At 35.0% G+C, this 12,021-nt stretch carries 12 protein-coding genes; 4 read left to right on the top strand and 8 right to left on the bottom strand.

What is annotated here, in order from left to right; translation table 11 throughout:
• Nucleotides 1-308 precede the first annotated feature (308 nt).
• On the bottom strand, nucleotides 309-803 hold the full coding sequence (locus QZU81_RS07340; protein ID WP_295590845.1) for a hypothetical protein: 495 nt from the start codon (nucleotides 801-803) through the stop codon (nucleotides 309-311).
• Nucleotides 804-866: 63 nt separating this feature from the next.
• On the opposite strand from QZU81_RS07340, the gene QZU81_RS07335 reads away from it, so the two are divergent.
• Together QZU81_RS07335 and QZU81_RS07330 are read left to right on the top strand one after the other, a co-directional pair.
• The gene (locus QZU81_RS07335; protein WP_295590843.1) at nucleotides 867-1,328 is read left to right on the top strand and encodes a MarR family winged helix-turn-helix transcriptional regulator; all 462 of its coding nucleotides are present in this window, start codon (nucleotides 867-869) and stop codon (nucleotides 1,326-1,328) included.
• Nucleotides 1,329-1,435: 107 nt separating this feature from the next.
• On the top strand, nucleotides 1,436-2,689 hold the full coding sequence (locus QZU81_RS07330) for a tripartite tricarboxylate transporter permease (protein WP_295590841.1): 1,254 nt from the start codon (nucleotides 1,436-1,438) through the stop codon (nucleotides 2,687-2,689).
• A 15-nt stretch (nucleotides 2,690-2,704) separates the two neighbouring features.
• On the opposite strand, the gene QZU81_RS07325 is transcribed toward QZU81_RS07330, so the two are convergent.
• Complete coding sequence (locus tag QZU81_RS07325; RefSeq protein WP_295590839.1) at nucleotides 2,705-3,601, bottom strand: SAM-dependent methyltransferase; 897 nt, start codon at nucleotides 3,599-3,601, stop codon at nucleotides 2,705-2,707.
• 133 nt (nucleotides 3,602-3,734) lie between these two features.
• On the opposite strand from QZU81_RS07325, the gene QZU81_RS07320 reads away from it, so the two are divergent.
• Nucleotides 3,735-5,156, top strand: a complete 1,422-nt coding sequence (locus tag QZU81_RS07320; protein WP_295590836.1) for a CpaF family protein — start codon at nucleotides 3,735-3,737, stop codon at nucleotides 5,154-5,156.
• The gene (locus QZU81_RS07315) at nucleotides 5,156-6,073 is read left to right on the top strand and encodes a type II secretion system F family protein (RefSeq protein ID WP_295590834.1); all 918 of its coding nucleotides are present in this window, start codon (nucleotides 5,156-5,158) and stop codon (nucleotides 6,071-6,073) included. The genes QZU81_RS07320 and QZU81_RS07315 overlap by 1 nt, the downstream gene beginning before the upstream one ends.
• A 25-nt stretch (nucleotides 6,074-6,098) precedes the next feature.
• On the opposite strand, the gene QZU81_RS07310 is transcribed toward QZU81_RS07315, so the two are convergent.
• From QZU81_RS07310 to QZU81_RS07285, 6 genes are all read right to left on the bottom strand, one after another.
• Nucleotides 6,099-6,815 (bottom strand): DUF4012 domain-containing protein, encoded by a 717-nt coding sequence (locus QZU81_RS07310; protein ID WP_295590832.1) that lies wholly within the window; start codon nucleotides 6,813-6,815, stop codon nucleotides 6,099-6,101.
• 519 nt (nucleotides 6,816-7,334) lie between these two features.
• Nucleotides 7,335-7,604, bottom strand: coding sequence for an elongation factor 1-beta (locus QZU81_RS07305; protein ID WP_292827607.1), 270 nt, complete (start codon nucleotides 7,602-7,604; stop codon nucleotides 7,335-7,337).
• 21 nt (nucleotides 7,605-7,625) lie between these two features.
• Complete coding sequence (locus QZU81_RS07300) at nucleotides 7,626-7,787, bottom strand: zinc finger domain-containing protein (RefSeq protein ID WP_067040441.1); 162 nt, start codon at nucleotides 7,785-7,787, stop codon at nucleotides 7,626-7,628.
• A gap of 2 nt (nucleotides 7,788-7,789) precedes the next feature.
• Nucleotides 7,790-8,458 carry a delta 1-pyrroline-5-carboxylate synthetase gene (locus QZU81_RS07295; protein WP_292827605.1) on the bottom strand — a complete coding sequence of 223 codons (669 nt, stop codon included), beginning with the start codon at nucleotides 8,456-8,458 and terminating at the stop codon, nucleotides 7,790-7,792.
• A 44-nt stretch (nucleotides 8,459-8,502) separates the two neighbouring features.
• The gene (pth2, locus tag QZU81_RS07290) at nucleotides 8,503-8,841 is read right to left on the bottom strand and encodes an aminoacyl-tRNA hydrolase (protein WP_292850017.1); all 339 of its coding nucleotides are present in this window, start codon (nucleotides 8,839-8,841) and stop codon (nucleotides 8,503-8,505) included.
• Between the two features lie 227 nt (nucleotides 8,842-9,068).
• A partial coding sequence (locus QZU81_RS07285) for a hypothetical protein (RefSeq protein WP_295590826.1) occupies nucleotides 9,069-12,021 on the bottom strand: 2,953 nt, incomplete at its 5' end.

The following is a 12,021-nucleotide window of genomic DNA, read 5'->3' as shown; positions in this document are numbered from 1 at the left end:
GTATAAAAAATTTAGGTGTGCCTAAATTTTTAGAAACATTTATATACTATGACAACCAACTTTAATACAAGTGAGTTAAAGTTTAGGCATACCTAAATTTATCACTTAAACAAAACATATTATTAGTCAATAATAATACAATCTCCAAAATATAAAAACGAATTTAGCATTAAGTTAGCTTTCCACAATTTTCTAATTTAATGCAGGAAAACTATCTGCCAAATAATTTTCCGAAAAAACACGAATTGGTGTTTAACTCTCCTCAAATAAACACCAATTGTCTCTCTTTTTTAAAAAAAAAAACTTTTTTAATATCCTTCACCGTCATAGGTGTAAGGGTCATCATAAATTTCTTCATCCCAGTAATTATACTCAATATAATCATCGATTTCTTGATTCAATCCCCAATTATGGTCATCATAATATGTATATGGATTAAATTTACTGCTCTTCAATGTGACAGATTTTGTTTTTTTAGCTTTTTTATAATGTGAATCACCTTTAAATACGACTTTCACCTTATATTTGCCTATATCGTATTTTTCTCGAATTTCACCATTATACGATTTGCATTTCCATATGTAATTTCCGTTTTTATCAGTGATTGTGTAGTTTATCTTGCCGCTTGACTTGATCTGTTTTCCTTTACTGTCCACTAATTTAATCACGATTATGCCCTTATTGTTCAATGGATACTCATCTGTGGAAATTTTTACCTTAACCTTTTGCTTAGCGCATACGGGTGACAATAACACCAAACAAATTCCAATTATTGCTAAAATGATGATGATTTTTTTATTCATGGTAATAAATTGTTACAAATACTATTTAAAGATTAATATATAATATATTATCAAGTGACAGCCATGATAGAATATGATGATATAATAAAAGACTCCCCATTTCTTGTAAATCATTTGATTACATTAAGTAAAACACATGACTTTTACATGAATAAACATATCAAAGCCGGAACTGACATACTTCCAAGCCAATACTATATGTTGCTTTTTTTATACTATGAAATGGGTACCAATCAATCAGACATTGCAAAAGCTTGTCTCATGGACAGAAGCGGCGTTTCAAGAGCTTTTAAAGATTTTGAAGAAAAGGGATTGATTATAAGAGAAACCGATGAAGACAATAAGCGCGCTTATAAGATTACCTTAACCCAAAAAGGAATTGAAACATCCGAATTTCTAATCGAAAAAGAAAAAGAGTGGGATGACATGATTTGCGAAGAATTGGATATATCCCGCGAAGATTTGCTTGAATTATTATCTAAAATCTCCATGAAATCATTGGAATTCAATAGAAAAAAATTTTAATTGATTTAAAATCTCTTTTTAAAAATTACCTCAATCCTATTGAAAAGCTACAATTTAATTAATTGACTTAAACAAAGTTTAAATCATAGCTTGATTAAGTAATAGCTATGATGGAATTAGTTATTGCTTGTTTTATAGGTATATTAATAGGAACAACAACAGGAATGATACCTGGAATACATGTTAATACGGCGGGAGCAATATTATTTGCTTCATCTAATTTTTTATTGACGAAAGTATCGCCGGAATTTCTTTGTGTATTGATGGTTTCGATGTCAATAGCACACGCACTAATCGAATTTGTTCCCTCAATGCTTTTGGGAGTCCCTCAAGAAGGAACAGCGACATCAATACTTCCGGGGCATAGAATGGTTTTGCAGGGAAGATCAAAGGAAGTCATACGAATCGTATCCGTTGGTGGCTTTGGTGCGATAATCGTGACAATATTAATGCTTCCGATTTTTTCAATACTCCTGCCCTTCCTGCATGATGTTTCAAAGCCATTTACATGGGCTATACTGCTTGTTGCATCAATCTATCTAACTTACAGCTTAACTTCAAATTTCAGGGATTTCTTATGGTCCTCATTGCTGTTTGTAATTTCAGGAATCCTCGGATGGGTTATATTTCAAAGCCCCATATCCTCAGGAGTGACATTAATGTGCGTGTTTTCAGGATTATTCGGAATAAGCACAATACTGTTTAGCTTAAATGATTCATCGACAATTCCACATCAAAATCCATTTTATGAATTAAACATCGATTACAATAAATTCAAAAGCATTTTTGCAGGTGGGATAACAGGAGCAATCCTAGGATTTCTTCCAGGATTTGGACCCGCTCAGGGCACAGTAATAGCACAGGCAGTAAGCGGAACAAACGATTGCGACGATGATGATACGGTGAATTTTCTGCTTGCAACATCAGGGCTTAACATTTCAGACTGCTTATTTTCCCTGATTGCAATTTATATAATCGGCAACCCCCGAAGCGGAATAGCAGTTTACATGTCCTATCTAATTTCAGAGATGAGCATAAACCATTTATTGATATTCATTTTTGCATCACTTCTGGCAGTATCCGTTTCATTGGCCCTATCCTTAAGGCTGGGCGACTCTTTTTCCAGATTAATGGGCGGTGTTGATTATAAAAAGATGTCAATTGGTGTTATTATACTTCAAATTGTGATTCTATACATCTTTATTTTTTATTACAAAGCTCCCCCTCTTTATATGACATTAGCTTTAATCACATCAACGGCAATGGGAATGCTGCCCCATTACATTGGCGTTGGCAAATCTCACCTAATGGGCGTTTTAATAATTCCCGCCATTGTGATTTATATGCAAATGTTTGCTTAAAGTCGAAGCGAAAAATTAGATAATTATCACATTATCTGCAATTTTTTCTGCCTTTTGAGTAATTTCAGAAATATCTGCTCCAGGATATGCATCTATTACACATAAATCCACATGGCAAACATCCAAATCTTCAAATGCTTCATTATATATCTCAAATCCACCATCAACATCATTTATTTCCAAATTCATCTTCAGAGTTTCAATCATTTCGGGATTTATATCATTGAAAATTACCTTTTCGAATCCATATTTCAACAAATAGATTCCCAATGCTCCAAGACCGCACATTGCATCAACGGCAATTCCCTTTTTAATCCCATTGTTATCCAAATAGTTGTGCAACCTCAACAATTTCTGTTCTGTAGTCATGGCGACTTCAATGTGATGTTTTGATTGATTTTTAACAATGACAACTTTTTCCTGAAGCAATGTCCTCATTACATTAATCTGTTCGTCATCACCTTCCAAAATCTCGAAGTGATTAATTTCCGAATCTTTATCAAATTGTCCTGTTGGGACTTGGGGGCTTCCCCTCAAGACACACTTTACCTCTGGAACCTCATTGATTAACCTTGAAGCAACGTCCTCTGTAAAGTCCTTATGAAGTAAAATCAATGATCTTTCTCCAATGAACTGAGGATTCAAACTGCTGTAATAAAACCCTGAAAGTGGAACCGGAGAATTTCGTCTTAATGTAGCTTTTTCAGGGACTATCCCTGATTCAATCATGATTTTTAAGATATGGCTCATAACAATATCCAATGGCCTCTTGCCACATTCACATTTCATATAGTTCCCATCAAGTTCATTGAAATCAATTAGCTCCCTTAAAGGAGAAAATTTCTTTATCTGAACATCCTGACATTTGTCGCACTGATTTAGAGCATTGATTCTGTTTTCCAAGTCCATCATTATTGACACCACAATTGTATTAAAGTTATATTTCTGATATATATTAAAAATTATGCCGTCAAAAGTAATAAAAACTATATTAATTAGTATTACTAATCTCTAAACATACTTAAAAATCGCCATTGGTGAAAATATGAACAATAATGAGATAATACCGCAATATGACGTAGTTAAACAAAATTATTCTCCAGAAGAAAAAATTCTTTTAGGAGAAATTCGTGCAAATCTAGTTGACTTGGCCATATCATCCGGTGAAAATTTCCAACCGAATGAAGAAAAGCTGCTTAATGACATCCGAAATTTCCTATTTTTAAGGCTGTCTGAAAGCAACCCAAAAATCTCACGAAAGTATTTGGACAGCCTGTCTCAAAAACTACTCCGAGACATAATAGGCTATGGTGAAATTGATTCATTAATTCAGGATGATGACTTGGAAGAAATTATGATAATCGGAATAAACAAGCCCGTTTTTGTATATCACCGAAAATACGGAATGATGAAAACCAATGTCATTTTTAATGATGAAAGAGAACTGATGGACCTGATTGATTCCATCGCAAGACAAATTAACCGAAGAATCGACCAGGAGTCTCCCATTTTAGACGGGCGTTTGCTTGACGGGTCTAGAATTAACGCCACAATCCCTCCCGTTTCTGCAGACGGCCCCTCCCTTACCATCCGTAAATTCAAAAAAGACCCATTTACAATTATTGATTTGATAAATTCCAAAACAATTTCCATTGAATTAGCTGCATTCTTATGGTTGTGTTTTGATGGATTAGGCGTTAAATCTGCAAATGCCATAATCTCCGGAGGAACAAGTTCCGGGAAAACCACAACATTAAATGCTCTTTCAGCCTTCATCAATCCCAAGGAAAGAATAATCACAATCGAAGATACCCTCGAACTTCAGATACCTCATGAACATATAATCAGAATGGAAACACGTCCCGCAAATGTCGAAAATAAGGGAGAACTGACAATGAATGACCTTGTTAAGAATTCCTTAAGGCAACGTCCGGACAGGATAATTGTAGGGGAAGTGCGGGCAGAGGAGGCCATTACGTTATTTACCGCATTGAATACTGGGCACTCCGGATTTGGAACTCTGCATTCAAACGATGCAAGGGAAACAATTACAAGATTAACTAATGAACCCATGTCTGTTCCGGAAATAATGATTCAAGCCATTGATTTTATTATTATGCAGAACAGAATTTACACCTCTTCCGGAGTTTCCTTCAGAAGAATAAGTGAAGTTGTGGAAGTTGTTGGAATGGAAAACGGAGTAATACAATTGAATAAACTATTTCAGTGGAATCCTGAAAGAGATACCATAGATAATGTGGGTGTGAGCAGCAAAACATTGAATCAGATAGCCAGTTTAAGCGGAATTTCATTAAATGAGATATACAGAGAAATAGAAAACCGGGAAACCTTATTGAAACATATGGTCAATCAGAATATTCGCTCAGTGGATGACGTGAATGCAGTTTTAGAATTGTATTACAAGGATCCTGAAAAAGTTTTAAACAAAATTATTCTAAACAGGTGATGTCAATTCTAGAAAAGTTTTTCATTGCAATTGGAGAGGTGGTCCTATCCATAATTGACCATCTTAAAAATCTTTCTCTTAAAAATATCGAGATTAAAAGAAATGAAAGAAACACGGAAATGGATTCGGCAATTTTTGAAAGGCTGAATATTGACATTGATGTGAAAATGCCCTCACAGGAGGATAGGTTTGATGATTTAAGAAATGCATTGCTACCCTATCTGCTAACCAAAACATCAATCGGAATAGTGCTATTAATGCTGATATTATCATTGTTGTTTAGCAGTCTGGAGATCACATCAATGATTTTGGTGGTTGTTGTGATGATTTACATATTCATTCTGTATTATCCAAAAATCAAAGAACAAAAAAGCTATTCCGACATCAACCAAGAGCTTCCTTATGCATTAAGGCACATGGGGATTGAATTGAAATCTGGAAAAGGGCTTCATGATTCAATGGTAACAATCAAAAATGCTAACTACGGTTCATTATCCCTCGAATTCAACAGAGTGTTAGAGGAAGTTAAATTTGGTAAGTCAACTGAAGATTCCCTGCTTGAAATGTCACACAGAGTCAAGTCCGAGGGGCTTACAAGAGCCATACATCAAATTATCAGCACCTTAAGAGTTGGAGGCAATCTATCCGGCAGCCTGGATGTGATTGCTCAAGACATATCCTTTGATATGCAGATAAAACTAAAGGAATATTCACAAAAATTAAACTCATTTATTCTAATTTACACATTTATAGCCATCTTAACTCCAACAATCAGTTTGATAATGCTGATGGCGGGTTCAACAGTGATGGGAGACGTCATATCTTCGGAATTATTATTAATAATCTATACATTATTCTTCCCAATGATTGTGATGTTTATGGGAGTCTTCATTAAAAAATTAGAACCTAAAATTTAGTTTAAAAAAGAAAAAAAGAAAGGAATTAACCGAAGAAGGTTTCAATTCCTTTTGATGCTAACAAACCAACGAAAGCACCTTGTTCATCCATAATAATATTACCTTTTGAATATTGGTCGAGTGCGGCATTAATCATTGCTGATTTTTTAACAGGATCCTTTGCAGAGTTTGCAGCAGCTTTAACAATTTCCATTACTGCATCCCCTCTACTTACACCCTTACCGAAGTCTTCCTCACGAATGAAGTCAATACCACTTGCATTAAGTGTTTGACCGTTTATTTCAAGAGGAGCTGCAGCATCCAAAACAGCATCTAAAGCTTGAGTATTAACTGCTACAACAGAATCAACAGTAGCGTTAGTGCGGTATTCTACAATTTCCTTAGCAAGCTGCATTCCTTTGGAATTATCTGCATCCCAGAAAGCATCGTGAAGCAGCAATGCTGAACCAGCACCCTGTTCCTGAGCTTCCCTAGGCTCGGCGGCCGTTGGGTGAGTCAAACCTCCCGGATAAACTGGAGTATAACTTTTAAGAGTTCCATTATCTAAATTAACGAGAAAAGCCATATCACATGCACCCATTCCCGGACGATCTTCACTTTCATCTATTGCACAAACTAAAATTGTTTTAGTCCCTTCATCAAGATGAGTGTCGTTTCCAATGAATACACTGGCAATTATCGCAAACAATCCGATTAAAACAATGATTAATATTGCAAGAATCAGTTTTTTTGTTCTGTCCATAAAAAATCCCACTATAATTTAATATATGTAAATTATATTTTGTTACTAATACTTAAATATTGTTTAAAAAAAAATATACATTTTAAAAAAAAAAATTAGTGACAGTTACATCCAAAAAAGAAACACCATAACCTTTTAAGAATACCTTTTTTCTCCTTTGAATCTTTTTTATCTATTTCACAACATTTTGGTTTTTTGGAATCATTTGCCATAAATAACACTTCCAATGAATTAAAAATAATTAAATTAATGAAATTAAATATGAGAGCCATATTTAATTTCGTGAGAGTAGTTATATGCGTTTTATCAAATTAGAACTAATTTAATAAAAGATTGGAGTTAGTAATTAAAATTAGATTTTTAGGTAGACCTAATTTTATCACTATTTATTATGTTATCATAAGAACTATTTAAATGTTTCTAAATTTTTAGGTATGCCTAAATTATATTTGAAAATAAGAAATCCAAACCAAAATTAAAATCTAAAAAAATAATAAAAAAAAGTTAAAAGTGAAAGATTTACATTAATCTTCCAACGCCAGTAATTTCAATACTAGCTACGCCATCAATAGCCTGAACCATTTCTTCAACAGGTTCAGATCCACCTTCACCATCTTCAGTAATGAAGTTTAAGATAATTGCGACTAAACCAAAAGCGATTGGCTCTTCTGCAATATCGTGGATTTTTGCACCTTCAGGCATAGAACTTTCGATAGCAGATTTGATTGCTTCCAAATCTACATCAGGACTGTCTGGCATGATTTTCATAGTAGTTAATACTTCACCCATTCTAATTCCTCCATTTAAAATTTATGGTCCTTCGAAACCACATTCACATTTGTAACCGTGACCAAAGGTACGGCATTTTTCACATCTTGCGATTTTTGCTCCACACATTGGGCATTCGAATTCAACGAATGGTCCAGTTAATGGAATTTCTTGTTTACATGAAATGCATTCTACAGTTTTCATTTTTAATCACCTGTTATTTGTGTGTAATCGAAGTTATAATCATTTATACTATCATCTATAAGAGATAAAACCCTTTCGGGGTACTTCCCATTCACAACATAACAATTAGTCCCAAACTTTAATAAAAGAGAAGGTAACATTACATCAACCGATGTCTCTGGAAAAGTTAGTAATGTTTTTGCATCGATTTTACTTATGAATGTTGAACCGGACTCTTTAGGTTCTTGGGTATATATACCATTTACATTTGTTACTATTAAAAGGTTTGCATTTAGAAGGTGTGCGACATATGCTGCAATTGAATCTGAAGTCACATCCCAGCTGCACTCAAAAGGATCTTCTTTCTTTAAAAATTCGGAAACTATGAAAATTGGTGTGAAACCTTCATTTGAGATTTGATTAATCTCTTCAATTGAGTAAGCGAGTTTTGCAGATTCAACCTTATCATTGACAAGTTTGGCTATTATATCCATACAATCTATGGCAGTCCAATGGTTTATCTCTTCTGAAAAATGTTGTTCATCATTATATTTTCGAATAAGATTGGCAAATTCACCACCACCTAAAACTATACATGAATTAGTGCTTTTGAGTTTTTTTGCCAAATCTATTGCATAATTTGGAAATAAGCTTCCCCCAATCTTAACAACCTGTTTTATGATAATAATCACAACCCTCTTTAGTTAAAAGTAGACCTCATTAAATGATAGTTTAACTACAGAAGTTTTAAATCCCCAGTCACTTCGTCAATTATTTCATCTTCATCAGGACCGAGAGCCAAAACTGTAATGCTTGATGTAGGTATCTGAGTCCTTCCAGCATCAACTACTAAATAACTGGAGATACCCTTCTCATCAGCCAATTTTTTAAGCGCTATTAAATCTTCTTTATTCTGAACTTTCAAAACTACTTTAGCATAAGCCTCATTTTCCCATTTTTTAATCTTTTGAGGGTCTGTTTTTTTATACGCGCCAATGGATCCATGACAACATTGCGCTGCGATTTTTCCTTTACCCATTTTTAAATCTGTTCTAACAATCATTACCTGCTTCATTATAATCATTAATTATTATTTAATTATAAATTTAAAAATTTTTTGAATACTCAGCTACAAAAAAACACTGCATGCAAAAATAATGAAATCGGCAATTATGTTTGATTATATTGTAAAAAAAGTGTACTGCTCTAAAAAGTAAAATTAAACTAATTTTTATTGTTTTAAAAAAAGAAAAAGATTAGGGTTTATTTTCAATAAACCCCTTTTAAATATATTGTGTTTTTTTATGCTTTGTTTATAACTATTGTATTAGTTATTTCTGCACCATTGTATTCAGCGGTTATTGTGTAACTACCTGCTTTTAAGTTGATTGGTAGTTTTGCAATACCTTCTGCGTCAGTTTTGATATTGTATGACTTACCATTAACTGTGATTTTAACTACTAAGTTTGCAACAGCGATAGGTGTGCCATCAGCGGTTGTTAATTGAACTTCATAGTTGGTTCCGTCTTGGTAGGTCATGTTGATATCATTTGCGACGAGGACAGCAGCATAATCAGTTACGGTTACAGTCTGGGTTGCTTCTTCGGATGTGTATTTAGCATCGTTTACAACAGCAGTTACTGCGTATTCACCGATGTTTAGGTTGATTGGTAATGCTGCAACACCGTTTGCATCGGTTTTGATGTTGTATGATTTTGTTCCGATTGTGAATTTGACTGTGGTTCCTGCAACAGCAGCGCCGCTAGCATCGGTTACGGTAACAGAGTATGCAGTGCCATCTTTATAGCTCATAGTTAAATCTTCAGCAGTTAAGGTTGCAACTGCTTTTTCAACGGTTACGGTAGCGTCAACGAATGAGGATTCGTGTTTTGCGTTACCTTCGAATGTTGCGTTGATTACATAAGTACCTGGAGCTAAGTTGATTGGTAATGCTGCAACACCATTTTCATCGGTTCTGATAGTGTAGACTTTACCTGAGATACCAAATTTGATTGCGGCTTTAGGAATTACTCCTTCAGCACCGGTTAAGGTAACAATCCAAGAACCGTTTTTATAAGATAGTGTCATGTTTTCAGCAGTTAAAGTAGAAACAGCTTTACCTACAGTTACAGTAGCATTGACAAATGAAGATTCATAGGTATCATCACCTTCAAATGCGGCGTTGACATCGTAAGTACCAGGAGCCATATTTACAGGTAATGATACTGTACCGTCAGCACCGGTTGTGAGACTGTAGGTTTTACCGAGAATACCGACTTTAACAACAGCACCTTCAATAGGATCAGTACCGTCAGTCAAGGTAACAGTCCAAGCAGAACCGTCTTTGAAAGTCATTTCAAGGTCATCAGCAGACAATACAGTAGCGATAGTACTACTGAGTGGCATCACAATAACAGCACTACCGGAAGTTGCATTAATTTCTTTATCACTAGCATCAATTGTGTAAGTAGTGCTTGCTTGAGCATCTACAGTAGAAACAACAGTGTTTAGACCGCTTGTTGAAGTGAAAGTTACCTCAATGCCATCAGGCAAGTTAGGATTGCTGAATACTGCAGTTACAGTTACTTCATCGCCAGCTTGAGCATCTTCAGGAGTGAAGCTAGCATCCATGGTTGCCCAGGAATCAACAGTTACATTGACTACTTTGTCAGCAGGTTCGTCATTAGTACCCCACCAGTTGTCATTAGCAATGTAAGTACCGTTAGTAGAATCAGCCGCAATAGCAACACCATCATTCAAAATAATTGAATTGCTGATTTCTAAGGTATTTACTTCTTCAGGGTGTAAATGATTGCTGTAATATCTCATGTAGATTTCAGGACCTTCGGCAGCTTTGTTGTCTTTAAAGATTGATTTAGTAACAATTACTTTACCAGCAGAAGCGTAGATTGCACCACCTTGACCAGGTTTATCGTTACCGGTAGTGTTCATAACTTTGTTGTTTTCGAATAAACAATCGTTAATGTTCATTGTTACATTGTTGTTTACATAAATAGCTCCACCTTGACCTTGGTAATATGTACCGCCGAATGCAGTGTTATTAATGAATTCACAGCCTTCAACTAATACAAATGAACCTAAACCAGTCATTAAGTTACCACTGTATGAACTGATGTAAGTAGCAGTACCGCTTGCATATATTGCAGCACCACTTCCTCCGCTTGTGGATGTAGCATTGTTTCCAATGAATGAGGAGTTGTAAATAGTTGCAATAGTGCTTCCAAGGTAGAATGCACCGTATTTGTTGTGGTTGTTTTTAAAGGTAACATTGTTTGCATATAAAGTGCTGATTAAATTACCGTTATTGGTTAGGTAAACGTTACCGTATGAAGTACCTGTTTTACTTGCAGTGTTTTCTTCAAATACTGTATTGGTTAAAGTCAAGTCAGCTCCTTTAACTTGGATGAGAGCTTGCCTATTTTCTCCACCGTTTTTGATGAATTTTGAATCATCAATAGTTAAGCTACCTGCATCCACACGAATAACAGAACCAGTATAGGTTGCATTGAAGTTAGTGAATGTTACACCTGAAATGTTTACATTACCAGATTTAATCCAGAATGCTTTTTTAGTAGCGTCTTGAGCTTTGAATACGACAGTTCCATTACCTGCAATATCTAAATCACCAGTAATTTCAATTTGAGGCACATCATAAGTACCTTCATTAACGATGATTTGACCGGATTTGCCTAAAGCTAATTCAACTGCTTTTGCAATAGTGGCGACAGGAGCATCTTCACTACCTTCATTGTCATCACTACCAGTAACATCTACATAAATAATGCCTTCATAAGGTTTAACTGGAAGGTTGTCTTTAATAATATTATTTTCACCGTCTTCAATAATAGCAGCATCGTCACCTTCTAATTCGTGTCCGTATAAAGTGTTACCGGTTACGTTGGTGTTTATTGCTTTTGCGTAGTATACAGCATATTTACCGTCAACAGTAATGTTGTTGTCTTTGATGTCTGCGGAAGTATCTCCATAGAAGTATGAGGATCCGATACCTACACCAATGACTTGGTTAGCGTCATCATAATCAGCACCATTAGCAACAGTAATGGTGTTGTTATATGCTTTAAATACGTCGATTTCAGCTTCGATACCAGCAACTAATGCATAGTTACCAGTAGTGGCATAACCTGTTACATCAATATTGTTGTTTTCTACAGTTAAAGTAGCTGCACCAGGCCAATTGGAAGTGTAAATACCTGCGATAGGACCTTTGGAAACA

This window comes from uncultured Methanobrevibacter sp. (assembly GCF_902770715.1).
In the GTDB taxonomy this organism is placed as follows: Archaea; Methanobacteriota; Methanobacteria; order Methanobacteriales; family Methanobacteriaceae; genus Methanocatella.
The sequence above is the reverse complement of the archived record's forward strand: the minus strand, read 5'-3'. Positions and strand labels throughout refer to the sequence as shown.

Bases quoted from the DNA above. Each gene is read 5' to 3' on its own strand.
- QZU81_RS07340 (WP_295590845.1), bottom strand. From the start codon at position 803: ATGAATAAAAAAATCATCATCATTTTAGCAATAATTGGAATTTGTTTG.
- QZU81_RS07335 (WP_295590843.1), top strand. From the start codon at position 867: ATGATAGAATATGATGATATAATAAAAGACTCCCCATTTCTTGTAAAT.
- QZU81_RS07330 (WP_295590841.1), top strand. From the start codon at position 1,436: ATGATGGAATTAGTTATTGCTTGTTTTATAGGTATATTAATAGGAACA.
- QZU81_RS07325 (WP_295590839.1), bottom strand. From the start codon at position 3,601: ATGATGGACTTGGAAAACAGAATCAATGCTCTAAATCAGTGCGACAAA.
- QZU81_RS07320 (WP_295590836.1), top strand. From the start codon at position 3,735: ATGAACAATAATGAGATAATACCGCAATATGACGTAGTTAAACAAAAT.
- QZU81_RS07315 (WP_295590834.1), top strand. From the start codon at position 5,156: ATGTCAATTCTAGAAAAGTTTTTCATTGCAATTGGAGAGGTGGTCCTA.
- QZU81_RS07310 (WP_295590832.1), bottom strand. From the start codon at position 6,815: ATGGACAGAACAAAAAAACTGATTCTTGCAATATTAATCATTGTTTTA.
- QZU81_RS07305 (WP_292827607.1), bottom strand. From the start codon at position 7,604: ATGGGTGAAGTATTAACTACTATGAAAATCATGCCAGACAGTCCTGAT.
- QZU81_RS07300 (WP_067040441.1), bottom strand. From the start codon at position 7,787: ATGAAAACTGTAGAATGCATTTCATGTAAACAAGAAATTCCATTAACT.
- pth2 (WP_292850017.1), bottom strand. From the start codon at position 8,841: ATGAAGCAGGTAATGATTGTTAGAACAGATTTAAAAATGGGTAAAGGA.